At 70.1% G+C, this 23,537-nt stretch carries 20 protein-coding genes and 1 pseudogene; 11 read left to right on the top strand and 10 right to left on the bottom strand.

The window, feature by feature from the left end; all coding sequences use genetic code 11:
- The first annotated feature begins 60 nt into the window (after nucleotides 1–60).
- Nucleotides 61–372 (top strand): hypothetical protein, encoded by a 312-nt coding sequence (locus tag OG413_RS28140; protein ID WP_266810579.1) that lies wholly within the window; start codon nucleotides 61–63, stop codon nucleotides 370–372.
- A gap of 650 nt (nucleotides 373–1,022) precedes the next feature.
- On the opposite strand, the gene OG413_RS28135 is transcribed toward OG413_RS28140, so the two are convergent.
- Both OG413_RS28135 and OG413_RS28130 read right to left on the bottom strand, forming a co-directional pair.
- Complete coding sequence (locus OG413_RS28135) at nucleotides 1,023–2,543, bottom strand: hypothetical protein (RefSeq protein WP_266810578.1); 1,521 nt, start codon at nucleotides 2,541–2,543, stop codon at nucleotides 1,023–1,025.
- 122 nt (nucleotides 2,544–2,665) lie between these two features.
- Entirely contained in the window at nucleotides 2,666–3,439 is a 774-nt protein-coding gene (locus OG413_RS28130) for a hypothetical protein (protein WP_266810577.1), read from the bottom strand.
- Nucleotides 3,440–3,765: 326 nt separating this feature from the next.
- Between OG413_RS28130 and OG413_RS28125 the strand changes: the two genes are divergently transcribed.
- Nucleotides 3,766–4,224, top strand: coding sequence for a hypothetical protein (locus OG413_RS28125; protein WP_266810576.1), 459 nt, complete (start codon nucleotides 3,766–3,768; stop codon nucleotides 4,222–4,224).
- 71 nt (nucleotides 4,225–4,295) lie between these two features.
- Here OG413_RS28125 and OG413_RS28120 read toward each other — a convergent pair.
- Nucleotides 4,296–4,888 (bottom strand): annotated as a pseudogene (locus OG413_RS28120) (IS5 family transposase); the annotation flags it as partial.
- A gap of 415 nt (nucleotides 4,889–5,303) precedes the next feature.
- On the opposite strand from OG413_RS28120, the gene OG413_RS28115 reads away from it, so the two are divergent.
- Entirely contained in the window at nucleotides 5,304–5,993 is a 690-nt protein-coding gene (locus OG413_RS28115) for an SDR family NAD(P)-dependent oxidoreductase (RefSeq protein WP_266810575.1), read from the top strand.
- 781 nt (nucleotides 5,994–6,774) lie between these two features.
- On the opposite strand, the gene OG413_RS28110 is transcribed toward OG413_RS28115, so the two are convergent.
- From OG413_RS28110 to OG413_RS28095, 4 genes are all read right to left on the bottom strand, one after another.
- A complete protein-coding gene (locus OG413_RS28110) occupies nucleotides 6,775–6,921 on the bottom strand; it encodes a hypothetical protein (RefSeq protein WP_266810574.1) in 147 nt (48 codons plus the stop codon).
- 220 nt (nucleotides 6,922–7,141) lie between these two features.
- The gene (locus tag OG413_RS28105; protein ID WP_266810573.1) at nucleotides 7,142–10,093 is read right to left on the bottom strand and encodes a CHAT domain-containing protein; all 2,952 of its coding nucleotides are present in this window, start codon (nucleotides 10,091–10,093) and stop codon (nucleotides 7,142–7,144) included.
- Between the two features lie 3 nt (nucleotides 10,094–10,096).
- The gene (locus tag OG413_RS28100; RefSeq protein WP_266810572.1) at nucleotides 10,097–11,410 is read right to left on the bottom strand and encodes a hypothetical protein; all 1,314 of its coding nucleotides are present in this window, start codon (nucleotides 11,408–11,410) and stop codon (nucleotides 10,097–10,099) included.
- A complete protein-coding gene (locus OG413_RS28095) occupies nucleotides 11,410–12,780 on the bottom strand; it encodes a hypothetical protein (RefSeq protein WP_266810571.1) in 1,371 nt (456 codons plus the stop codon). The genes OG413_RS28100 and OG413_RS28095 overlap by 1 nt, the downstream gene beginning before the upstream one ends.
- Nucleotides 12,781–13,012: 232 nt before the next feature.
- On the opposite strand from OG413_RS28095, the gene OG413_RS28090 reads away from it, so the two are divergent.
- Together OG413_RS28090 and OG413_RS28085 are read left to right on the top strand one after the other, a co-directional pair.
- The gene (locus OG413_RS28090) at nucleotides 13,013–13,435 is read left to right on the top strand and encodes a hypothetical protein (protein WP_266810570.1); all 423 of its coding nucleotides are present in this window, start codon (nucleotides 13,013–13,015) and stop codon (nucleotides 13,433–13,435) included.
- A gap of 74 nt (nucleotides 13,436–13,509) precedes the next feature.
- Nucleotides 13,510–14,364: a DUF3592 domain-containing protein gene (locus OG413_RS28085; RefSeq protein ID WP_266810569.1), complete on the top strand. Its 855-nt coding sequence runs from the start codon at nucleotides 13,510–13,512 to the stop codon at nucleotides 14,362–14,364.
- 41 nt (nucleotides 14,365–14,405) lie between these two features.
- Here OG413_RS28085 and OG413_RS28080 read toward each other — a convergent pair whose 3' ends face one another.
- The 3 genes from OG413_RS28080 to OG413_RS28070 all read right to left on the bottom strand — a co-directional run bounded on the left by OG413_RS28080 (nucleotide 14,406) and on the right by OG413_RS28070 (nucleotide 16,588).
- A complete protein-coding gene (locus tag OG413_RS28080) occupies nucleotides 14,406–15,152 on the bottom strand; it encodes a lysophospholipid acyltransferase family protein (protein ID WP_266810568.1) in 747 nt (248 codons plus the stop codon).
- Nucleotides 15,153–15,369: 217 nt separating this feature from the next.
- Nucleotides 15,370–16,152 (bottom strand): hydrogenase nickel incorporation protein HypB, encoded by a 783-nt coding sequence (hypB, locus tag OG413_RS28075; RefSeq protein WP_266810567.1) that lies wholly within the window; start codon nucleotides 16,150–16,152, stop codon nucleotides 15,370–15,372.
- Between the two features lie 106 nt (nucleotides 16,153–16,258).
- The gene (locus OG413_RS28070; protein ID WP_266810566.1) at nucleotides 16,259–16,588 is read right to left on the bottom strand and encodes a hydrogenase maturation nickel metallochaperone HypA; all 330 of its coding nucleotides are present in this window, start codon (nucleotides 16,586–16,588) and stop codon (nucleotides 16,259–16,261) included.
- A gap of 177 nt (nucleotides 16,589–16,765) precedes the next feature.
- On the opposite strand from OG413_RS28070, the gene OG413_RS28065 reads away from it, so the two are divergent.
- The 6 genes from OG413_RS28065 to OG413_RS28040 are packed head-to-tail and all read left to right on the top strand — an operon-like array spanning nucleotide 16,766 to nucleotide 23,481.
- The gene (locus tag OG413_RS28065) at nucleotides 16,766–17,821 is read left to right on the top strand and encodes a hydrogenase expression protein HypE (protein WP_266810565.1); all 1,056 of its coding nucleotides are present in this window, start codon (nucleotides 16,766–16,768) and stop codon (nucleotides 17,819–17,821) included.
- Between the two features lie 55 nt (nucleotides 17,822–17,876).
- A complete protein-coding gene (locus OG413_RS28060) occupies nucleotides 17,877–19,649 on the top strand; it encodes a nickel-dependent hydrogenase large subunit (protein ID WP_266810564.1) in 1,773 nt (590 codons plus the stop codon).
- A 1-nt stretch (nucleotide 19,650) separates the two neighbouring features.
- Nucleotides 19,651–20,619: a NifU family protein gene (locus tag OG413_RS28055; RefSeq protein ID WP_266810563.1), complete on the top strand. Its 969-nt coding sequence runs from the start codon at nucleotides 19,651–19,653 to the stop codon at nucleotides 20,617–20,619.
- Nucleotides 20,616–21,314 carry a DUF5947 family protein gene (locus OG413_RS28050; RefSeq protein ID WP_266810562.1) on the top strand — a complete coding sequence of 233 codons (699 nt, stop codon included), beginning with the start codon at nucleotides 20,616–20,618 and terminating at the stop codon, nucleotides 21,312–21,314. Before OG413_RS28055 ends, OG413_RS28050 begins: the two co-directional genes overlap by 4 nt.
- Entirely contained in the window at nucleotides 21,311–22,000 is a 690-nt protein-coding gene (locus OG413_RS28045; protein ID WP_266810561.1) for a DUF6084 family protein, read from the top strand. Before OG413_RS28050 ends, OG413_RS28045 begins: the two co-directional genes overlap by 4 nt.
- Nucleotides 21,997–23,481 (top strand): hypothetical protein, encoded by a 1,485-nt coding sequence (locus tag OG413_RS28040; protein WP_266810560.1) that lies wholly within the window; start codon nucleotides 21,997–21,999, stop codon nucleotides 23,479–23,481. The genes OG413_RS28045 and OG413_RS28040 overlap by 4 nt, the downstream gene beginning before the upstream one ends.
- Nucleotides 23,482–23,537 lie beyond the last annotated feature (56 nt).

Here is a 23,537-nt window from a genome sequence, read left to right as displayed (position 1 = left end):
TCCGTGCGGCTGCGAGTGGACAGACAACGCACAACTGTTTCTCGCGAAGAGGGAGTACTCATGACGGCTTTCGGAAGGGCGCTGGCCGCGGCAGGTATCGCCGCGGCCCTCTGTGCCGGGTTCCCGCTCAGTGCCCAGGGCGCCATGGGCACGTTCACCTACAAGACCTGCGGGAACGTGCGGACCCTGAGTAACCCCGCCGGTGGCCGGTGCTACGCCGTCGGCAACGCCAGTGGCGAGGTGAAGAACAGCGCCAACCGGGACGCCTCCCTCTACGCCGGACGTGCCTGCCACGGCGACATCGTCCGGACCGTCTCCGCCGACGACACCGAGGAAGTCGGCGCCTTCGCGTCCGTGCAGTTCGACAGCTGAACGGACACAGGGCGGTGCCCCGGTCAACTGCCCGGCCGGTGAAGGACTGTGTGGGTGTGGCTGTGGGCCCGGTCCGGGTGGTTGGCCGGGGCCCACAGCGTTCGGTCAGGCTACTTCCTGGTGCTGCGTCTTGTGGCGCTTTTGGTGCATTGGTCCAGGCGTCTGACGGTGCGAACGCGGCGTGTGGGTACCCGGGTTGCCGTAGGCCGGTGGTGGCCGGCGCGGACGTTTCCTCCCCCGCCCCCAGTGCCGGGCTGCGGGGGCAGAGCTCCCGTCGGTGCCTTCCCGCCGTCTCCGTGGCCGTTCCTGACAGGCCGTGGGCTTTGACGTCCGCTCCGTCAGACGGGGGCGGTGCCGGGAGGACTGGGTGCCTGTCTTCGGCTCTGGGCGTGGGGCAGCGGTTCCACGGCCGTCATCGGCGTGACTACCCCCGTCGCGGTGCCCGCGGGGGTCCCGGCGGGCACCGGCCCGGGGAGGCAGTCGGCTACTCCTCTGTTCTCCCCGGCTACGTCGCAGGTCCTCATCTCCCAGACGAGTTGCGGGAGCGGTCGCTTGTCCCTGGTGCCCGGAATGTTGATGAGACTTGGAAACGCCTGTCCGGCGTGTCGGCGTCGGCCGATGGCGGGCAGAGGTTGCCCTGCCTGTGATCGCTACGCGGGCGTCGTCCCTCGACGTCGCCCCGCAGTCGGTGGGGTGGCGGCTTCGTTCAGGGAGCGGTCGAGGAGTGTGTGCATGCGGGGGACGGGGAGGGACGGGTTGGCCGCAGCGCCCTCCGCGGTGCGGGGGTTCGCGAGGAGGCTCTCCAGAATTTCCGGCGTCAGGCTCGGGTTGGCGGCGGCCGCCCGGCACACTGACTCGTCGGGATCGTCCACCGGGGGTTCGGGCAGGGTGGGATCGGCTGCGGCCAGGGCGCGTACCTCGGGGTCCGGGTGGTCGATGAGGTGGGTCGTGCCCGTGCGGGGGAAAGCGGGCAGGGTCAGCAGGTGCGGACGGTGGGCCGCGCGGGTGACGAAGACGTCCAGGAGAAGGTGTGGCGGAGCCAGCGGGTGGAGACAGGCAAGCCGGATCCGTACCTCCTCGTCGTCGTCCTGGGCGAGTGTCCCGACGAGTGCTGCGGGCAGGCCGGGCCAGCTCGCCGCAACCTGGCGGAGCACCGGTTCCTCGGACGCCGCGCAAGCGGCGAACCAGTCGGGGGACGGGCCGGGGGACGGGTCGGTGATCGGGCAGGTGCAGTCTGGACCGTGCCCGATAACCCAGTTGATCGCGCGGTACTCGGCCCAGCTGCGGGGGAAGGGGTGGAGGCGTGCGCGCATCCGCACGTTCTCGTCCGGGTCCTCCCTCAGCTCCGCTACCAGGTCCGGTCCCAGGTCGGGCCGGGCGGCGACCGTCTCGCGGACCTTCGCCTCGGGGTGGTGGGAGAGCCGGGCGACGGTGTCGGCCGGGATGTGAGGGTTCCCGGTCAGGGGGTGCACCGTGCCGTCCGCGAAGCACTGCTCGACGAGCGTGGGGGACAGGGCGCACGTGCCGAGCACGAATCCCTTGCTGCGTGAACCGATGGACGGCAGCTTGGCCTCCACCCGTTCCGGGTCCAGCTCCCAGCTCCTGTCCTGCGCCGCTTCACGGACCGCGGGGTCTGGATCGTCGAGCAGCCCCGCCCGCTGTGCCGGGGTGAGCGACTGCCACCTCCAGGTGGCCCGTATCCGGAGTTCGGGGTGCTCGCGGCCGGCCATGGAGTGGTAGAAGGACAGCGGGATTTGCTGGGACGATTCGAGCTCCCCGATGATCTCGTTCTCGGTGAGCTTGCCGTCCTCGCCCCCGTCCTGGGCGGTCAGGAGGGTGACGAGGATGTCGTCCGGAAGCGGTCGGACCCATCGGGGACGGGGATAAGGGCTGCCGGCGAGCCGGGCACGGACGAGTCCCGACGGGTCCGTTGCCAAGGGGGCGAGTCGGGCGGGGTCGACGTGGCGGTTGCCGGCGAGCGCGCCTCGGATCCGCCAGGCCGGGTGGGCGAGGGCTGCGTCGATGACGGCGTCGGGCAGATCGCGGCCCTTGCACATCAGCAGGCCGACCTCACCGGCCGCGTGATCCAGCAGGCGTATCAGTACGTCGGAGGGCGCCGCCGGATTGAAGGCGATGCCGCGCAGCCACGGTTCATGGAGAGAGTCGGTCACCGAGTCATCCTGCCACCCTGTCCCTTGCCCGTCGTGCGTACGATGACTGCCCGCGACACGCAGCCAGGGGGGGGCGCACAACATCAGTGCGAGTCAAGCAATCGGGCGTTGCCGAAACTCGGCTACACCGTCTGCCTTGTCCACGGGGTCTTCTTGCCCTTGGGGGGCACATGCTGGGAACGGCTAGAGTTCGCCCGCCCGATCATGCGACTGTCTGATCTCTGGCTCGTTGTCCTGGGTATGGGGCGGAGTGACTTGACGGACTTGGCGAACTGCGGGAATCCGCTGATGGTGTGGAGGAGCGCGAAGAGCTCGGCCATCGCTGCCATGACGGGGGCGTGGTCTTCGGGGACGGCGCTTGTGCCGCCGAGGGCTCGGTATGTGTCGACCAGTGGGTCGGTGTCCTCACCGTTTCGGATCGCCTCGGCCACGCTGCGGAAAGCCCACCGCACGGTGTAGCCGTCCTCACGGACAGCGGCCAAATTGGCTGCTGCGTGCGAGTAGACATCCCCGAGCGGTACGAGGTTGTTGTCGTACCTGGAATTTGGGCGCTCTCGTCGCGGTAGTGCTCGCGGGTGCGCTCGCTTCATGCTGCGGGCCAGAATCTTGCAGTTGTATTCGAGATCCTGGAGTTCTGGGCCGGGGGCATGGGCGGCGCGTACGCAGACGAGCTGGTCGCGCAGCTCGGGATCGTCCTCGCTGTCCTCCTCATTTAGTTCGGTCAGCACGAGATTGCTATCGAAGAACACATCGCGGAGACCGTCCACCACGGCGGGAACGGCCAGGCACACGCTGACTGCGGTCAGCTGAACGCCATGACGCAGTCTGGCCATGAGGCGCTCAAGAGCCGCCAGGGCAAGGCGGTGTTCGTCCTCGACGGCCACCGTCTCTTCCATGAGCTCCCGCCTCATCAGGTGCTGTCCCCCTCCACTCGGCAGTGGCCGCAAATCGTCGCAGGACCAGCTGCCACGCGGCATGGGCGCTGCTACTCAGGTCGGGAAAAGCGCCGGCCGCGAGCAGGTAGCTTCTGCGGAGCCCCTGCACAGCCCTCGTGCCCGCGTCGGGCCGGCACGCCGACCTTGCGTTTCCCCGTGCTCGCTGAACCGATGGACCGAGAGTCACCGCACCTGGGAGCTTTCGTTTGGATCACTACGGGCGCGCCGGTGCTGGTGGTCCAGCCAACGCTGTCGCCGAGTGCCGAGAAGTTCCGAAGATTCACCCGGTGACCTACGACATCACGCTGGTCAGGGTGCAGCCTGGCTTGACGCTTCAGGAAACACTTGACAGCTTCAACGACGGGTTCGATCCTGACGCAGATCTGCCCCTGCTCCGACTTACCGATACGCAACGTGACGAGTGGGACCGGATTCTGGACCGGGTCTCGCGCGACATCGGAGCTGTCGATTCCGAGGAGTACCTGTACAGCCTCACCCTGGAGACAGTCGGTCCGCCGAGACGCGTACAGCTCGACTACTGCGGGGACACAGCCCACATCGAGATCGTCTACCGCCACTCGGGTCCAGCAGCGCTGGAAATGATGGAACTGGCCTACCGCATCGCTCACATCGCCGAGGACGAAAGCGGCCTGACCGGCCGCGACTTCGAGGTAGGCCAGCTCACCCGAACCGGAGACCCCGCCAAAGCCGCCGACCGGCTGAGCGGCATCTCCAATTGGGCATAAGGCGGCCTGCCGCCCCGGCTGCCCCGACGCAGACGATGGCCCCGTTGATCAGCAGGGACGGGGATGACCGCCCGAATTCCGCGTCTGCGCAGATGCTCCCGGATGGCGCGGGAAGAGTACGCCTTGTCAGCCAGGACCACATCAGGCCGAGTACGCGGCCGTCCCCGCGGGCGGGGAACACGCGGACGGGCCCATCACATAGGGAAACGGGGCGTCGCCGGCCTGCCCGGCGGTGAGGATGAAGGCCAGGAGCCTGCACCGGTCGTCGGACACGAGGTGGACCTTCGTGGTCGACCCGCCACGAGACCGGCCGATGGCGTGGTCGTGCGGTTTACCGACCGGGGCCCCCTTTTTACGCGCCCCCGGCCGCGTGCTGACGCGCGCGCACGACCATGGAGTCCACCGAGACCACCCGATTCAGGTCTTCATCTGCGTCAGCCTGAGCCGGCAACGCGGTGAAGCCCCGTCCCAAAGTGCCGTCGATTGCCCACATCCTCAAACGGTTGCAGACCCCATGCCAGTTGCCGTACTGCTCCGGCAGATGCACCCACTGCGATCCAGCCTGAAACTTCCACCCAATCGCATCGATCACCTCCCGGTCCGGTAGCAACGGCTCGATCCGCGCCCACTGCGCGTCGCTCAACGGCACAACCGAACCAACGATCAGATGATCCGAACGAGACGGCCTGGGCCAGGGTGGCCCGGTCCGGCCGTCCGGGTGTTGGTCGAAGGGCTCCACACCGGTACCGCGGCCGCGCGCCGGGTCTGGCCTGCCGACGCCTCACCGCAGCTCACGGACGCCGGCAGTGCTCCGCGCTGCTCGGTCCGGGAGTGCGACGGCCGATGCGGCGAGCGGTGTGCCTACGGGCCCCGGCGCGTCCCACCGGTGGATCACCGCTGACGACTCGGTCCGCGATTGAGGTCAGTACGTGCCGGCCTGACGGGCCGGCCGACGGGTGGGGCGGTCCGAGACCGGTGAAGCGATCGCACGATGGGCCTCGTCGTCCTGGCCGAGCCGCATCGCGGACCGCGTCGTAATCAACTGGTCGATCGCATCATCCCGGGGGAGGCTGTACCCCATGACGACAACCTTGATCACTGGGGCCAACAAGGGCCTCGGCCACGAGACCGCCCGCCGCCTCGTCGCCGCGGGGCACACTGTCTACCTGGGAGCGCGCGACATCGAGCGGGGCGCGGCGGCCGCGACCGAGCTCGGCGCCCGGTTCGTGCAACTCGATGTCACCGACGATGCGTCGGTCGCCGCCGCGGTGGCCACCATCGAGGCCGACGGCGGCCTGGACGTCTTGGTCAACAACGCCGGAATCGAGGTGCGGTCACCGGGAGGCGACATCATCGGTGCCGCGGAGCTGACCGCCGACGTGATGCGGGAGGTGTTCGAGACCAACGTCTTCGGCCTGGTCCGGGTGACCCATGCCTTCCTGCCACTGCTGGAGCGCTCCGCCGCCCCGGTCGTGGTCAATGTCAGCAGTAACACGGGCTCGCTGGCCCAGGCCGGCAAGGCGTACCCGGGGGCCGCCTACCCGGCCTCCAAGACCGCGGTCAACATGCTCACCGTGCAGTTCGCCAAGGCGTTCCCGCGGATGCGGATCAACGCCGTGGGGCCCGGCTACACCGCGACGGACCTGAACCGGCACGAGGGCACGCAGACCGTCGAGCAGGGCGCCGAGATCATCGTTCGGATGGCTCAACCGGGGACGGACGGCCCGACCGGTGGCTACTTCGACGCGGCGGGCCCTCTGCCCTGGTAGGCGACGAGGTTGACGACGGGTTCCGCGATGCCGCCCGACCAGGGCCCGTGACCAACGGCCGCACACGTTCTTCGAGTGCGACCAAGAAGTGAGTCCGTGCGGCCTTGCCTCATCCTGCCTTCTGCGACGTCCCGCTCGGCGAGCACTACGCCCGGCGGGAGATGCGACGGCGGCAGTCCTCGGATCGGATCCGTGTCGAGCACGCCAACGCCGAGTTACGGCAGTGGCGCCCGCTCCAGCGCTACACCGGCCGACGCGAGGACTACGCCGAGACCCATCGTGCGATCGCTCCACCGGTCTCGGAACGCTCTGCACGTCGGCCGACCCGCCCAACCCGAGCGCCGAACTGGTTCCCGCCTGGCAGGCTTCCTGCTGATCACCTACCGACCGTCCCGTCAGGCCGACACGTGCTGACCTCGATCGCGGACCGAGTCGTGACGATCGCCGTGCCGTCCGGGGCGGCAGAGTACGTCTCGGGGGGGGGGGGCTCTGTTCACGTCGCAGAGCAGCGTTTCGGCAGCAGCTCGTGAGGCAGCGCCCGCGCTGGACGTCCACGGCTTCGGGCGCAGCTCGGGCGAAGCTCGGGCGAAGCCGGCGCGTGGAACAACCTCGGCCTCGCCCTGGGCGAGACACGGAAAACCCTTACACTCCGCCAACGGGCCGGCGGCACCCACGGATCTGTTGGCGGGGGGATGCGGCCATTTCTTGGCGGGCGTCGACGGCGTCGTCGACGCCCGCCGCGGGAGGCGCTGCGCGAGGCCCGCCTCGCCCGCCTTACCGCTCAGCGCCCGGCCGTCGCCTGATGACCCCACAGTCCGGCCGTGGCGGTGCCCGGATCGCGTTCTTTGACCTCTGCGGCGAAGCGGCTGGAGAACAACCTGACCAGCGAGGCGGACATCCGCACCCTGGACCGCGATCTGGTCGGCATCTCCGTCGACCTCGACACCGCGACTCGATACCCGGCGGTACTACCGCCCCCAGCTGCTTCAGTACACCGACGATGTCGAGCTCGTACGGCTCGTGCAAGTCCTGTGGGTAGACGATCAGGGTCTGATCCCGACGACGAGCGGGCTTCGGCCCACTTCCCCGTCTCCAGCCGGACTTGGTGGTCGGTGCCGCGCCACCGACTTTGACGGATCGTTCGGCGGTCACACGACGATGCAGGTCATGGCCGCCCACAGCAGGGGAGAGTGCTCGATGCGGCCACCGGCGCGCCACTTGTCGAGTTGCTCGCGCTGCCAGCGTCCGAGCCGCTCCACGGGATCGTGGTCCTCGTGGGCGGTGTCGACGGCGATGATCGCCTCGGACAGCGGACGTACGGACTCGGGCAGGCCGGCCAGCCGATGGAACGCGAAGCTGGTCGGCAGCACCCAGCGGGTGGCGGTGACCAGCTCGGCACCGTTGTGGATCATCGCGGTCGCCAGGCCGAACGACTCGGCGAACCGGAGATCGCCGCCGCTCTCGCAGGCGATGAGGGCGACACGTGGTGGCGCCGGCCAGATCCGCGCACCCGGCTCCCCGTCGGCGCGCAGGGGAAGCGTGCCCAGCAGGAGGTCCTTGGCCGACAGCGGCCGGTGGGTGCGGACCGGCTCGGCCAGGCCGACGGTCCCCTGGTCGCAGCACAGATGGAGCGTGCCGTCCTCGCTCTGCCCGCCCTCGACCGGCGCGCCGCTCACGTGCCCGACGTACATGAGTCTGCGTGCCCCCCTGCGGAGTACGTCACTCAGCCAGTCCCGGTCCAGGTCGGTGCGGCGGAAGGCCTCAGCCGGGGTGGCGACGGACGGTACGACGGCGCCCGCGGCGAGACGGCTCCGGACGAACGACAGCAGTTCTGGATCCGAGCCGGGCGGTCCCAGGACCGAGCCGAGCGCGGAGTCGGCCCGGAAGCCGGGGACCCGGGGGTCGAGGACGAGCACGACTGCGCCGGCGTCGGCGTCGGCGTGCGCGGCGGTATCCACGTCCGGCTCAGGGCATGGGACGGGGGCCTGCCGCCGCAGCGACGCCGGCGCGGAGGTCACGACGTCCGCCAGATCGATGAGCCGGACGTCGCCGTCGACGGCGAGCAGTTCCCAAGGGACCTGGGCGACCCGGGGGGACGGCTGGATCCGCACCAGCGGACGGCCCGCGCGCGCCGACACCTGGCGTATCTGCGCCGTCAGTCCCTCCGGCCACAGCGCCTCGGCCAGCACCCGCGCGAGCCGGTGCTCGGTCCGGCGATCGGCCAGCGCTCCCGAGTCGAACGTGTGCCGCATCCCCTCCGTCCCTCCGCCCGGCCCCGGCAGCGCGGCGGCCAGCGCACCCACAGCCCGGTCGACTTCGTCACCGGGCCCGCGGCCGGTGCCGAACCCCCGGGCCCCTCCTGCCCACGTCCAGGTCATGAATAGGTCACCGGCGTCGGCCAATCGGATCTGGACCACCGGACGGCTCGTCAGGTCGTCGGTGACCCAGAAAGGCACCTCTTCCTCGTTCACGATCCGTCGGTGGTAGCGGAACTCGGCCGCCGCGATGTACTCCTGGAGCGCGACGCGGCCGGATTCCGACGACATCCGTACTTTCGGCGGCGGCGCGACACGCAGGCCGGCCGAGGCAGCGGCCTCCGCCGCCACACCTCCGAGTGTCATCGGGCCGTCGCCGTGCCCGTACGCCTTCATGGCCGCACTCGGGAAGGCCGAGACGGCGTCGGCGGGGGACCCTGAGGGTGAGGCGCGCGGCGCCGACCGCGGCGTACGGTCCAGTGCCAGGGAGGCGCCCGCGCAGCGGTGCTCCACCACCTCGAAGAGCAGTCCCTGATCCTGTCGGCGCTCGACGAGCCGGAAGACCAACCGCACGGCTTCGTCGGCCAGTTGAAGCCACTGACTGCGCGCATGGGCGGTGACGAAGTCGTAGCGCGCCGCCTCCAGGGTCAGCGCGGCGGGAAGGGCGAGGGAGAGCGCGGTATCGATGGACTCCCGCTCGCGGTCGCCGTGGTCCGTGCGGTTCAGGTTGTCCTCAAGGGTTCTCGCGAGCATGAGGTCGACCTGTGCGCACCGCTCGTACACCTCCCGCGCCTGATACACGTCGCGGGCCTCCTGGGCCAGCCGCTTCATCTCGGTGATGTCGCCCCGGTCATAGGCGTGCTGGGCGCCCAGCAGCATGGTGTCGGCGGCGGCGATCGAGGCGCCGAGCCGTTCGAACCGGGCCAGGCTCGCCGCCGTCAGATCGTCGGCGCGGGTGATGTCGCCGCGCCGGCCGGCGAGAAAGCCACGGGCCTGTTCACAGACCGCCAGATCGCCGAACCGCCGCTGCCGCTCGAAGAACCCGGACGCCTCGGCGTACAGGCGTTCCGCGAGATCGAGGTCACCCCGGTGCATCGCGACGTACGCCCGGTGGGTGAGCAGCACCTGCTGCTCACCGATGTCCCCCATCGCCCGGAAGCCGTCCTCCGCGCGGGCGAAACAGTCCTCGGCCGGATCGAAGCGTCCGGTCGAGACGCAGATCAGGCCGAGGGCGGTCAGCAGCCGCGGCAGGATCTCCACCGCGGTCGGCGGCACGGTGGACAGCAGCGCGGAGGCCAGCTCCTCGGCCGCACCCCACTCGCCCCGCTCGATCAGCAGATGCACCCGGTTCAGGCCGAGTTCGGCGGTGCGCAGCCCCTCGGGATCGTCGAACTCGGGCAGCTTGGCCGCCACCTCGTCAAGACATGCCAGTGCCTCGTCCAGGCGCCCGGTCCTGCGCAGCAGGTCGGCCCTGGCGATCAGCGTCTTCAGCAGGACTTCGCACCACAGTTGACGGCCGCGCGGCCCCATTGGCACCGAGGCGATGCCGTCGAGCAGGCCGCGGGAGCGTTCGACGGCATCCTGTGCCCCGGCCAGGTCCGTGGCGGTGAGCCGGACGCTCGCGATGTCCGACAGCAGGTGTGCTCGCAGGAACCGGCTGTCGGGCGAGTCCTCGACGGACTCGGCCTCGGTGAGCAACTCCTCGTAGACGGCGCACGCGGCCGTGTGGTCAGCCGCCAGCTGATGCCGCTCGGCCAGCGCGAAGCCGCTGTCGAAGGGCTCTCCGTACAGCAGCGTCACCGCTTTGTCCTCCTCGCCCTCGTACTCGTCGTCCTCGTCGGGCATCCGTCAGTAGTCCCCAGCGGTGGTGGCGGCGGCCGTCTCGGCCAGGAACGGGCCCGAGGGTGAGTCGTACGGCGCCCCGTCGTACGCCAGGGGCTGTGCCGCGGCGGTCAGTCGTCGCCGTACCAGCGTGCGGATCGCGTCCCGGTCGGCGCGGCCCTCGGCTGCACCGGACGTACCGGGGAGACCGGGTCCGGGGCCCGGGTCGAAGCCGGGCAGCAGGACACCGACCTCGATACGCGGCGGCACCGCCCCGGCCGGCAGGCCAAGGTCCAGGTCCGCACCGCCTGTCCACATGTCGTCCCGTCCGGCGAGGGGCACCCGGTTCGGGCGGCCACCGTCCACGTGGATCTCCGCGACGAGGGGCACACCGGCGGTGCGCGCCGCGATGTGCGCGACAGCCTCGACCTCGATCCGCCGCCGCGCGCCGAGTGCGCGAGCGGTCCAGGACACCGCGTTCTCGGCCGCGTCGACGAAGCCGGGCGGGTAGCGGCGCCAGTCGTTGGTGCCCGAGCCCCGGGCAATCACCCGGCCGCCTGCGGCGGGCGGTCCGCCCGCCGCGAGAGCGTAGCCGTCGTGCCGAGCGAGCGGCGCCCCGGAGCCGGCCGGTGTGCCCGGCGGACGGTGCCGGCCCAGGGCGGACCGGAGAAGCCGCAGCGCCGGCCCGTCCAGTCCGGCGCTGTCCGCCGCGTCGTCGATCAGCCGCAGGACACTCTCCAGATGGTGTGCCGTGTCCGCTCGCGGTGCCGCGCGCCACCACTGGATCAGCGGTTCGAGGGCGGTCCGGTGCTCCTCGATCAGTTCGGCCACGGAGTCATCGGGCTGATCGTCGTCGAACAGTTGCTGGCAACGGTGGGTGAGCGCGGCCAACTCCACGCCGAGCATGTCCGGTTCGAGCGCAGGTATCCCGTCCAGGTACGACGTCGGCCACCAGCGGGCCGCCCAGTGCCCGAGGCCGAGCCGGGCGGCGCTGCCCGCGAGGGCGGTCGAGTCCGCCGCCACCCGTATGCCGGCCGGCACACCCGGCGCACGGTCGTGGACGGCGGCGGCGACGCGCTCGCCGTAGAGCGCCCACAGCCACTGCTGGGCCCGTCCCGTGTCATGGACCTCCGCCGACGGCGGGCCTGGGTCGCCGAGGACGGGCCAGCTCAGAACGGCGCCCGCGACATCGAGAACCGCCCGGGTGAAGTCGGGGCCCGCGGCGACCACGTCGTCGTATCCGTCGTAGGCCCCGGCGTGGCGGAGGGCGGGACGGGCGGCGATCCGGATCGTGCCGTCCTCGGCCCCCGTGACATCGACGTCAATGTGGGCCCGCGCCATCACACGCTCCTCGACCCGGTCGCCCGCGCGGGTGCCGCCGACAGGGTGCGCAGCGCCGACCGGACTCTGGCACGGTGGTCCATCATCACCGAACGGGCGACCCCGTCGAGCACCGCCCAGGCCGACGCGAGGTCCTCCAGTGGTGCGTCGCGGACGTCCCGCCCGTGCAGCCGTACCCACAGCCGCCGCATGTAGGCGGCCCACGGGGTACGGAGGTCCTGGGCGAGGGCGTCCAGGACGCCGCCGTCCGGGTCGGGACGGGGAGAAACGGTCATCCTGCGGGCGCGCAGGACGGATGCCTCCCGTCGCCAGCGGCTGTTGACGGCCCGGTGCGCCGCCGTCCGCCCCGGCGCGTGCTCCCCGGTGCCCAGCGGATCGAGACCGACCGCGAGCCGGCCGCCGAGGACCACGGCGACGCGCAGGCTCTCGTCGTTCAGGCCGAGCGGAGCGCAACTGCGGGCGGCCTCCCGTCCGACGAGTTCCGGCACCGGCGGCAGCTCCTCCCGCCGGGCCGACGACTGCAGGACGACGAAGAGCCGCTCGAAGAGCGTGCGGTCCAGCGGCGCGGGAAGCGTGGCCGTCGACGCACCCCGGCCGACCTCCGGGCGTGGCGGCACCTGCCGCGTGGTCAGCCCCAGATGCGTCGGCAGGTCGTCGCGGCCCCAGGCACCGTCCGCGTGTTCCCACAGGGCCCTGCCGAACAGGTCTCCGTGTCCCGCCTCGACCATCGACGCGTACTCAGGCGCGTTACGTGTCCGGCCCGGCGCGCCACAGGCGTCCAGGACCGCGGCCGCGAGCGCGACCGCCGCGGACGGGTCGGCGGCCGGGGCCGGGGGGCGGCTCTCCCAGGCGGCGGTCAGCTCTCCGTCGAGCCGGGAGCGCCGGGCCGCGTCGGACAGATAGCTCTTCAGCGCCTCCACCGTGCGTCCGTCGGCCGTGTCCGCCACGTCCTCGACCACGGCCCTGGCCATAGCGTCCGCACCGGCCGAGGGCGCCCCGTGTTCGGTGGCCAGCTCGAAGCAGCGCTGGAAGTACAGATCCTGGGGATTGCCCGCCACGATGCTCAACGCCCGGCGGGTCCGCTTGAGCAGCGCGAACCACTGCGCCGTCGCCGCGAGGCGCGCACCGGACTCCCGGATCAATCCGTCGAGGCGCGCCGCCTGTGCCGGTCCGAGGAAATCCGCCGCGAGTTCGGGACGCAGCGCCGGTCTGACGATCAGTGGCAGCACGATCAGCTTGACCGTCCGGGTCAGCGGTGCCCCGCCCGGGCCACTCAGCGATTGTGTCGACGGCCCGAGACCACGCCAGGCGTGGTCGATGACCATGGCGCGCGGTCGGCGCGCGCCGGTCGGCTGGCTCGGGGGCGGCATGGGAGGAGAGTACGCCGACCGGAAACGGGCGGACGAACCTGGGATCGGTAGGCGTCCCCGGCCGCCTAGCGTCCATACCGTCAGCCAGGGGCGACAGCGAGGGGGAACCCATGACCGCAACGATCGTCCACGCGACCCGGCCGTCTTCGTGGCTCCGTACGACGAGGTCGGGGGGCCGGCCGACCGCCGGGCGCCCCCCCCACGCCTGACATCACCGGAAGGGAAGAACACCATGGGAATCTTCGGAAAGCGCAAGAGCCGCGAGGAGCGGGCCGCCGAGATCGCCGACGAGGTGGCCGGCGGCAAGGGTTTCTACGGCCGCGCCACGCGCGCCTTCCTCGGCGACGCGGACTTCGCCAGGGTCCAGCAGTCCATCGGCGCGCACCACTCCGCTCTGGACGTACAGCAGTTGCTCGCCGCGGGGGTGCCGACCATACCTGCCGTCGTCGTGTCGATCACCGACACCGGCAAGCTGGTCAACTTCGACCCGGTCGTCGACCTGGTGCTCCAGTTCTCCGGTACGGCCGATCGCATCACCCTCCAGACCATCGTCTCGAAGCTGGTGATCCCACGCGTCGGCGACCCGGTACTGTTGATCGCCGATCCCGCCCGGCCCGGTGGATACCTCTATGCCGGGAATGGCGTGACACCGTGAGCCCGGCACCGAGGTACGTAGTGTCAGCCGCCGGTTCCACAGGCTGACTTCCGCGGGTAAGGGCGGGGGATCGGATGAGCGTTGACGAATTGCTTGCGCTGTGGTGGGTGGTGCCCACGGGGCTGGCGCTGCTCGGGTACGTGCTTTCGCTGGCCGGGCTGACCCGCGCTCAGCGGGCGGATTGGGTGAAGGCACGGATCGTCGGGGTGGGACAGCCGGCGCACGGCGCCTCCAAGAGACCCGGGATACCGGTGACGGTCGCGTTCCAGGACCCTTCCACAGGGCGGGAGTTCATCCTGCCGAACGCCGGGAAGCACGGCGACGCGATCGAGGAAGCCTGGGTGGGCCGTGAGTTCGAGGTGCGCTACCCACCCGGTCGGCCGGACCGATTCCGCGTGGTACTGGACACCGCAGGTGAGAAGAACGGCCGCATCGGCCCGAACTGCACGGTCGTCCTGCTCCTCATCGGGCTGGCGATCCACGCGACCGTCATCCGGGGCTGGCCGGCGGCGCTGATCGGCTTCGGTGCCCTCGTCACCGCCTTCGCGGCGGCCAGCCCCGACATCCGCCTGGCCCGTGCCCGCGACGCCCTGCTGGCCTCGGCCGTCGCGGTTCCGGCGCGTGTCGTGGCCGTCACCAAGGACGTCTACACCGACGGGGAGGGCGACGAGATCGTCAACCACGCCCCTATCGTCACCTTCACCACTCTTGAGGGCACCCGAGTCACTGTCCTGTCCCGCGACGGCATCCCCGCCCCGGGCCTGTCCCTCGACCGCGACCTCACCCTCTACTACGCCCCCTCCGACCCGGCCGTCTACACGACCGACCTCGCGGCCGATCGACGTGGCAACGAGAGGTCCATCGGTGTGATCATCATCCTTCTGGTCGGCGGGGTCGCGGCGATGGTGACCGGCGCGGTCATGCTGTGACCCCCCTGCGTCTAGTCTGTCATCGGTAGGCGACCCGTCGATCAGCGAGACGCAGTGGCCAGGTCTTCCCGCGATGAGCGGCCCGCTGAGGCCGGTCCCGTCGCTGACCGGCCCGCTTCGACGGTTGTGCCGGTGAGCGCTGCGGGTTCGCCGAGGCGGGCGGCGGCCGTACGCCACGCTGCGGTCACCGCGGTGCGGGCGCGCGCCGTGCACATGGCGCGGTCGCCCGTCAGTTCCAGCGGTACGCCTACATGTACGTGCAGGCCCGGTCGGCGCAGCGGCGCTGTGGCCAGGCCGGCGAGTTGTTTCGCCATGCTGCCCGAGGTCACCCGGCGGGCGCCGGCCTGGCCCACGGGTACGACGGGGGCGCCGGTGCGCTCGGCGAGCCGGGCCAGGCCGCTGTGGAAGGCACCGGGGGCCGCCTCCGCGGAGTCCTTGCGGCGGGGCAGGCCGCCTTCGGCGTAGATGAGGATCAGCCGACCACGGTCGAGCGCGTGGGCCGCCAGGTCCAGCGCGGTCGCGGCTCGCCGGTCTCCGCGGAACACCGGGATGTGCCCTTCGCGAGCGAGGGTGCGGCCGAGCAACGGGACGCGCCACAGCCCCGCAGTCGCCATGACGACGGGCTCGACGCCGAGGCGGTACAGGGCGGCGAGGACGACGGCGGGGTCGGCGAGTGAGGTGTGGTTCACGGCGATGATGCTGCCCGGCGTGAGTTCGGTGCCGGAGTCGGTGGTGACCGACAGGCGGCCGACGCCCGGCGCCAGGATGTCGGCTATACGGCTGAGCATGTGTGGTCCCCGGTCTCGATGATGATGTTGCTCTTCATCGTCGGTGGCGGGCGCCGCCGGGGCGTGAGCCGTCGTACTCATCTTCCGGTCCGCGGTACCCGGTGTCGGTTGCGGGGCTGCCGACACCGGCCGCCCCGCAACCGACGGGCACAACCACGGACCAAGGACGACATCACCTCGGCACTGCTGACGAATCACCGGGGCGGCCGGTAGGGCGTCAGTACCGCCCGCCCAACCAGTCGTACCAGTCCGTCATGCCCTCTCCGGTGGTGGCCGAGACCTTCAGCACCTGTAGGTCCGGATTGATGGACCGGGCGTACTTCTCGCACTGGTCGCTGTCGAAGTCGACGTACGGGAGCAGGTCGATCTTGTTGATGATCACGAGATCCGCGACGGCGAACATATAGGGGTACTTGAGTGGCTTGTCCGTTCCTTCCGTGACCGAGATGATCACGGCCCGGCCCCCCTCCCCGAGGTCGAAGAGAGCGGGGCAGACCAGATTCCCCACGTTCTCGACCAGGATCAGCGACCCGGTCTCCGGTGCCAGGGCCGTGAGCGCGCCCCGAACCATCTCCGCGTCCAGGTGACATCCGGCACCGGTATTGACCTGCACGACGGCGCCGCCCGCGCCGCTGATCCGCTCGGCGTCGAGCATCGTCTCCTGGTCGCCCTCGATGACGGCGATCGGACGGCCGCGACCGTTCAGGTCCCTGATGGTGCGTTCGAGGAGGGTGGTCTTGCCGGCCCCGGGCGAGCTCATCATGTTCACCGCCACGATGCCCCGTTCAGCGAGCCAGGAGCGGTTTCGCGCGGCCAGGTCCTCGTTCTTGGCGAGTACCTTCTGTTCGAGGGTGATGGTCTCGCCCCCCTCGCCCCCCTCGCCCCCCTCGCCGCCTTGGGCCCCCTGGGCCGCCGCGCCGACGGACGGCGCGAGATCCCGCACAGTGCCGTGACCGTGATCCCGCCCGTGGCTGTCGTTGTGGCGGTGGCCGTCGTGCACCTGATCGCGGTGGTGGGGGTGCGGATGCGCGTGCGGCGAGGCGATTCGAGGCCCGCCGCCGCCCTCAACACTGCTGTCGGTGCAACCACAAGTACCGCACATGCCGTCAGCCCACTCTCATGGAAACGATCTGCAGCTCCCGCCCCGACGTGACGTCCACGTCGGAACTGCCGCACGGACAAAGCAATACAAGATCGATCAGGGTGAAGTCCTTCTCACACGCCCGGCAGTGCGCTCTTCCGGGCGGCTGATCGATCTCAAGGAGCGCGCCTTCCGCGACCGTGCCCACCGTCGTCAGGTCGAAGCAGAATCGCATCGAGTCGGGCACCACGGCGGTCAGTATTCCCACCCGGACCCTGACGGTGCGCACGGGCCTTCCGGCAGCGCGCTCACACACCGTGTCGACAACGCTCTGGGTAATTGATAATTCATGCACAGCTGTCCCGCTTTCCTGAATTCACTCACATGGGTGCAGTCGCCCGAGGGGGAAAGGATGGCCGCCCTGAATAACCTCGTGTTGACAGAACAGTCTGGCGGATTCTTGATGGTAGCAATGCGTGTGGCACCACACGCATGAGTATCGGGCGGTTTCAATCCCGGAAGGCAGCGGGCCATGCCGACAGAAGCAGCGATAAAAGCGGAGAACACCCTCATCCACGTGCTGTGGATCAACGCCGGACTGAGCTGTGACGGGGATTCGGTCGCCCTGACCGCCGCCACACAGCCCAGCATCGAGGAAATCGCGCTCGGAGCGCTGCCCGGCCTGCCACAGATCGCCGTGCACTGGCCGTTGATCGACTTCGAGTGCGGCCCCAACGGGGGCGCCGACGACTTCCTCGAGTGGTTCTTCAAGGCCGACCGCGGCGAGCTGGAACCGTTCGTCCTGGTCGTCGAGGGATCGATCCCCAACGAGAAACTGCACGACGAGGGCTACTGGTCGGGCTTCGGCAACGACCCGGCGACCGGGCAGCCCATGACCACCAGCGAGTGGCTCGACCGGCTGGCGCCCAAGGCCACCGCGATCGTCGCGGTCGGCACCTGCGCGACGTACGGCGGCATTCACGCCATGGCGGGCAACCCGACCGGCGCCATGGGCGTGCCGGACTACCTGGGCTGGGACTGGAAGTCCAAGGCCGGGATTCCGATCGTCTGCGTCCCCGGTTGCCCCATTCAGCCGGACAACCTGTCGGAGACGCTCACCTACCTGCTCTACATGGCCACCGATCAGGCCCCCATGATTCCCCTCGACGACGCGCTGCGTCCGGCCTGGCTGTTCGGCCGCACGGTGCACGAGGGCTGCGACCGGGCCGGCTACTACGAGCAGGGCGATTTCGCGACGGAGTACGGCTCGCCCAAGTGCATCGTCAAGCTGGGCTGCTGGGGTCCCACCGTGAAATGCAACGTTCCCAAGCGGGGATGGATGAACGGCATCGGCGGTTGCCCCAATGTCGGTGGAATCTGCATCGGCTGCACCATGCCCGGATTCCCCGACAAATTCATGCCGTTCATGGACGAGCCGCCGGGCGGGAAGCTCTCCACCAATGCCGTCGGACTGTACGGCTCGACAATGCGCCGACTTCGGCGCATGACCACGCACACCCTGGACCACGAGCCGAAGTGGCGTAAGCGCGGCAAGGAACTGACGACCGGCGCCACCCGCACCTGGTAACTCCCGACCCACGACTCACCTGGTACAGCACCGAGACGGAAGAAGAGGCGGCCCCATGACGGCGACCAGCCAGGGCAAGGACGAACTGGTGGAGATGGCGTGGGATCCCATCACCCGTATCGTCGGGAGTCTGGGCATCTACACAAAGATCGACTTCAAGCAGAAGATCGTTGCCGAGTGCCACAGCACCAGTTCGATCTTCCGCGGCTATTCGGTCTTCATGAAGGGCAAGGATCCACGCGACGCCCACTTCATCACCAGTCGGATCTGCGGAATCTGCGGCGACAACCACGCCACCTGTTCCTGCTACGCGCAGAACATGGCGTACGGCGTGAAGCCGCCGCACCTCGGTGAGTGGATCGTGAATCTCGGCGAGGCCGCCGAGTACATGTTCGACCACAATATCTTCCAGGAGAATCTGGTCGGGGTCGACTACTGCGAGAAGATGGTCGCCGAGACCAATCCCGGCGTACTCGAACAGGCGAATCGGACTCCTTCGCCGCACGCCGCGGATCACGGGTACAAGACCATCGGCGACATCATGCGCTCGCTGAACCCCTTCACCGGGGAGTTCTACCGTGAGGCACTCCAGGTCAGCCGCATGACCCGCGAGATGTTCTGCCTGATGGAGGGGCGGCATGTGCACCCCTCCACTCTCTACCCCGGCGGGGTGGGGACGGTGGCGACCATCCAGCTCATGACGGACTACATCACCCGGCTCCAGCGCTACGTGGAGTTCATGAAGAAGGTCGTGCCCATGCACGACGACCTCTTCGACTTCTTCTACGAGGCTCTTCCGGGATACGAGCAGGTGGGCAACCGCCGTATCCTTCTGGGCTGTTGGGGATCCTTCCAGGACCCGGAGCACTGCAACTTCGCGTACAAGGACATGACCGACTGGGGCCGGAAGATGTACGTGACCCCCGGTGTCGTCGTCGACGGAAAGCTGGTCACCACCGACCTGGTGAAGATCAACCTCGGCATCCGCATCCTGCTCGGCTCGTCGTACTACAACGACTGGGACGAACAGGAGATGTTCGTGACGCACGACCCGCTCGGCAACCCGGTCGACCGGCGGCACCCCTGGAACCAGCACACCAACCCGCAGCCGCAGAAGCGCGACCTGGGCGACAAGTACAGCTGGGTCATGTCGCCGCGCTGGTTCGACGGCAAGGACTACCTGGCGCTCGACACCGGCGGCGGTCCGCTCGCCCGGCTGTGGGTCACCGCGCTGGCGGGCCTGGTCGACATCGGATACATCCAGGCCACCGGAAAGAGCGTGAAGATCAACCTCCCCAAGACCGCGCTCAAGGGCCCCGTCGAGCTGGAGTGGCACATTCCGCGATGGAGCAACACCATCGAGCGCAACCGGGCGCGCACCTACTTCCAGGCGTACGCCGCGGCCTGCGCGCTGCACTTCGCCGAGAAGGCGCTGGTGGAGATCCGGGCCGGCCGGACCCGGACCTGGGAGAAGTTCGAAGTGCCGGAGGAGGGCGTCGGCTGCGGTTTCACCGAGGCCGTACGCGGTGTGCTGTCGCACCACATGGTGATCAGGGACGGCAAGATCGCCAATTACCATCCCTACCCACCGACCCCCTGGAACGCGAGCCCGCGCGACACCTACGGGACGCCCGGCCCCTACGAGGACGCGGTGCAGGGACAGCCGATCTTCGAGGAGAACGACCGGGAGAACTTCAAGGGCATCGACATCATGCGCACGGTGCGCAGTTTCGACCCCTGCCTGCCGTGCGGTGTGCACATGTATCTCGGCGAGGGCAAGAAACTGGAGCTGCTGCACTCGCCCACGCAGTCCGCGGGCAGTGAGTGACATGGCGGAGCAGCAGACGTACGAGCCGTCCTCCGACACCTGGCGTACGACCGGTGACCGCGTCGAGAGCCTGATCACCGCCAGCGCGACGGGTGGCGTCGTGGCACGCGAACGAAGCGAGGAACTGGTCCGGCTCGTCACCGACTTCTACGGTGCCGGACTTGAACGGCTGCTCGACCTCGTCCACGAGCACGGGGGACTGGGTGACCCGGTCCTGGCCGCCTTCGCCGCCGATGACCTGGTGGCCAGCCTGCTCCTGGTGCACGGACTGCACCCGTACAGCGTGGAGGCCCGGGTCGAGAGCGCGCTGGAGAGCGTACGGCCCTATCTCGGCTCGCACGGCGGCGATGTGGATCTGCTCGGTGTCACGAAGGAGGGGGCCGTGCGGCTGCGGCTGCTGGGCACGTGCGACGGCTGCCCTTCCTCCTCCGCCACACTCGCGCTCGCCGTGCGCGGCGCGGTCGAGGCCGCGGCGCCGGAGGTCACCACGATCGAGGTCGAGCCCGCGACCGGGACCGCCGAGGCATCGGGTCCGCTGGTGCCGGTGGACTCGCTGTTCTCCCGGCTGCACGAGGCGGGTCCGCCCGCAGAGGGCGCCGACGACACGAAAGCGGTCTGGCAGCCGGTGCCGTCCCTGGCCGCCCTGGAGTCCGGCGGTGTCGAGCGCACGAGCGCCGACGGGTTCCCCCTGGTGGCCTGCCGGATCGGCGCCGAGCTGTTCGCGTTCCGCGACCGGTGCGCCCGGTGCGAGCGGCCCCTGGAGGGCGCGACGCTGGCCCGGCGGCTCGGCGGCGGTTCGGGGGACGGGGTGCTGCGGTGCTCCTCCTGCCGCGCGCACTACGACGTCCGGCGGGCCGGCGCCTGCCTCGACGGGGACGCCGACGGGGCGCACCTGGACCCGTTGCCCCTGCTGGCGGACGGCGCCTCGGTCTCGGTCGCCGTGCCCTCCGCGCCCGCGGTCTCCACATGAGCGCGCCCATGGGCCGTTCCGGGTCCCCGGTCGCCGCGCTGCTCAGGGTCGGCCGCAACCGTCCCGAGCCGGTTACCGGCGAGCGCTGCGACATGTGCGCCGCGCCGGTCGGTGAGGAGCACCAGCATGTGGTGAATCTGGAGAGCCGCAGCCTGATGTGCTGTTGCCGGGCCTGCTACCTGCTGTTCACGGACGACGAGGCGCGGCTGCGCTATCGCTCGGTTCCCGACCGCTATCTGGCCTTCGAGGGGCTCCCGCTGGACGCGCGGGCGTGGGACGAACTGCAGATCCCGGTGGGTCTGGCCTTTCTGTTCCGCAACTCCGCCCAGGACCGTACCGTCGCGTTCTACCCCGGCCCGGCCGGGGCGACGGAGTCCGAACTGCCGCTCGACGCCTGGAACACCCTCGTGGAGGCCAGCCCCGAACTGTCGACGGTGCGCCCCGATGTCGAGGCCCTCCTGGTCCGCCGGACGGACGGGGGCGGACGTGAGGGCGTGACCTCGTGCCATCTGGTCCCGATCGACGCCTGTTACGAGCTGGTCGGCCGACTGCGCACGCTGTGGCGCGGCTTCGACGGCGGCCAGGAGGCGCACGCCGCGATGGACGCGTTCTTCGAGCAGGTCCAGGCCCGCAGCAGGCCCGTGAGCGCGGGCCGGACGGCTCCGCGGCCGACGCACGTGGAAGGTCCCTCATGACCCGGCCCGCGGAGCCCGGCCTGGAGTTCTCCGTACGCGAGATCGTCGCCGAGCCGTACACCGCGGCGCCGCAGCTCACCGCGCGGCTGCGGATCGAGGACGGCACGGGCGAGCGGATCCATGCGATCGTGCTGCGCTGCCAGGTCCGGATCGAACCGCAGCGCCGCCCCTACGACCAGGCCGAACAGGACGGACTCCGGGGGCTGTTCGGTGGGCGGGAGCGGTGGTCGGACACGCTGCGTCCGTTCCTGTGGATGCAGTGCAACACGACGGTGCAGGGATTCACCGGCTCCACGGAGGTCGACCTCGCGCTGCCCTGCACCTATGACTTCGACGTCGTCGGCTCCCGCTATCTGCACGCGCTCGGGAACGGGACGGTGCCGATCAGTCTGCTCTTCTCCGGCACCGTCTTCACCCGCCATGGGGGCGCTGCGGGCTTCGGCGTACGGCAGGTGCCCTGGGACTGCGAGGCGCGCTATCAGCTGCCGGTCGACGTGTGGCGGCAGCTGATCTCGTTCCACTTCCCCCATTCCGGCTGGATCAGGCTGGACCACGACGTCCTCGCAGGCTTCGCCGCCTTCCGGGAGCGGCGCGGGCTCATCAGCTGGGACGAGACGGTCCGTACGCTGCTGTCGGACACGGGCCATGGCGCCGACGCCGATGATCTCGACGAGGTGACCCGGTGAACCGGCCGACTCCGGTGGACCTCGACCATGTGCGCGAGATCGCCGACGCGGTGCTGTACGAGGGCTACTTGCTGTACCCGTATCGCGCCAGCTCCCACAAGAACCGGTCCCGCTGGCAGTTCGGCGTCCTCGGCCCGCCCTCCGCGGCTCCCGCGAGCTTCGCCGAGGAACCGGGCATGGCCATGCAATGCCTGCTCTCGGTTCCGGCCGAAGCGTCGGCCACGGCCGAGGTGACGGTGCGGCTGCGCTTCCTCCAGCACCAGGTGCGTCAGGTGCAGAGCCGCGACAAGGACGGCGGCCACACCGATGCCGGTGAACTCACCGTGGACGGCGTGGCGTTCCTGAGCTGGGACGAGGCGGTCGAGCGGGAGATCGACCTGGGGGCGGTCCCGGTGACCGGACCGATCGACCGGATCTGCGTGGTTCCCGGGGGTGAGGAGAGCGAGCGGCTGACGGACGCGTGCGGGGTGCCGGTCGGCCGGATCGTCCGGCGTCGCGAGCCTCTGACCGCCAGGATCCGTACCCGTACGACACGGGACGACGGATTCCTGCGGCTGTCGGTCTCGGTGGACAACGAGCATGCCGCGACCGCCGTCGACAAGGACTCCGCGATCCGTGCCTCGCTGATCGGCACACACTTGATCCTCCAGGCCCATGGAGCCGATTTCGTCTCCCTGCGGGAGCCCCCCGACGAGGCGGCTCCCGCCGCGGCCCGGTGCGAACAGCGCAGGTGTTGGCCGGTCCTGGCCGGGCCGAAGGGCTCCACGGACACGGTGATCGGCGCGCCGATCATTCTCTACGACTACCCGGAGATCGCCGAGCAGAGCGCGGGCGCCCTGTTCGACTCCACCGAGATCGACGAGATCCTGACGCTCCGGGTGATGACCATGACGGAACAGGAGAAGGCGGAGGCCAGGGCCACAGATCCGCGCGCCCGCGAGATCATCGACCGCTGCGACGCGATGGCGCCGGGAGAGCTCCAACAGCTCCACGGCCTTCTCCGGGACCCCCACGCTCCGGCCGTCTCCCGGGATGTGTCCGCAGCGGCGTCGGCAACACCCGGCGCGGCGGGGCGGGCGGGCGATCTGCGGGACGCCGAGCCCGTCGGCTTCGACACCGGGGGAGTCCCCTGGTGGGATCCGGCAGCCGATGCCGCTGTGTCGCCGGGGTCCGACGCCGTCGTGATCGACGGGGTCAGCGTTGCCAAGGGCAGTCTTGTGCGCGTGCATCCTGCCCGCCGTGCCGACGCGCAGGACCTGTTCTTCGCCGGTCAGGTGGCGCGGGTGACAGCTGTGCTCGGCGATGTCGACGGAGGCGTGCACGTGGCCCTCGTCCTCGTCGACGACCCGGCGGCCGACCTGCACGACTGGTACGGCCGCTACTTCTACTTCGCCCCCGACGAACTGGAACCGCTGCCCGTCCGCGACCTGCGACAGGGCGTCCCCGATCCATCGGAGTCCCGGAAGGAGAGCCCATCGTGAAAATCATCGGACTGGTCACCACGGGTGTGGCCGCCGCCCTCGCGGTGGTCGCCATC

Origin of the sequence: Streptomyces sp. NBC_01433 (genome assembly GCF_026340105.1) — a bacterium.
Taxonomy (GTDB): Bacteria; Actinomycetota; Actinomycetes; order Streptomycetales; family Streptomycetaceae; genus Streptomyces.
The sequence above is the reverse complement of the archived record's forward strand: the minus strand, read 5'-3'. Positions and strand labels throughout refer to the sequence as shown.

Coding starts and splice junctions, on each gene's coding strand:
- OG413_RS28140 (WP_266810579.1), top strand. CDS start 61: ATGACGGCTTTCGGAAGGGCGCTGGCCGCGGCAGGTATCGCCGCGGCC.
- OG413_RS28130 (WP_266810577.1), bottom strand. CDS start 3,439: ATGGAAGAGACGGTGGCCGTCGAGGACGAACACCGCCTTGCCCTGGCG.
- OG413_RS28115 (WP_266810575.1), top strand. CDS start 5,304: ATGACGACAACCTTGATCACTGGGGCCAACAAGGGCCTCGGCCACGAG.
- OG413_RS28110 (WP_266810574.1), bottom strand. CDS start 6,921: ATGCCGACCAGATCGCGGTCCAGGGTGCGGATGTCCGCCTCGCTGGTC.
- OG413_RS28105 (WP_266810573.1), bottom strand. CDS start 10,093: ATGCCCGACGAGGACGACGAGTACGAGGGCGAGGAGGACAAAGCGGTG.
- OG413_RS28100 (WP_266810572.1), bottom strand. CDS start 11,410: ATGGCGCGGGCCCACATTGACGTCGATGTCACGGGGGCCGAGGACGGC.
- OG413_RS28095 (WP_266810571.1), bottom strand. CDS start 12,780: ATGCCGCCCCCGAGCCAGCCGACCGGCGCGCGCCGACCGCGCGCCATG.
- OG413_RS28090 (WP_266810570.1), top strand. CDS start 13,013: ATGGGAATCTTCGGAAAGCGCAAGAGCCGCGAGGAGCGGGCCGCCGAG.
- OG413_RS28085 (WP_266810569.1), top strand. CDS start 13,510: ATGAGCGTTGACGAATTGCTTGCGCTGTGGTGGGTGGTGCCCACGGGG.
- OG413_RS28080 (WP_266810568.1), bottom strand. CDS start 15,152: ATGCTCAGCCGTATAGCCGACATCCTGGCGCCGGGCGTCGGCCGCCTG.
- OG413_RS28065 (WP_266810565.1), top strand. CDS start 16,766: ATGCCGACAGAAGCAGCGATAAAAGCGGAGAACACCCTCATCCACGTG.
- OG413_RS28060 (WP_266810564.1), top strand. CDS start 17,877: ATGACGGCGACCAGCCAGGGCAAGGACGAACTGGTGGAGATGGCGTGG.
- OG413_RS28055 (WP_266810563.1), top strand. CDS start 19,651: ATGGCGGAGCAGCAGACGTACGAGCCGTCCTCCGACACCTGGCGTACG.
- OG413_RS28050 (WP_266810562.1), top strand. CDS start 20,616: ATGAGCGCGCCCATGGGCCGTTCCGGGTCCCCGGTCGCCGCGCTGCTC.
- OG413_RS28045 (WP_266810561.1), top strand. CDS start 21,311: ATGACCCGGCCCGCGGAGCCCGGCCTGGAGTTCTCCGTACGCGAGATC.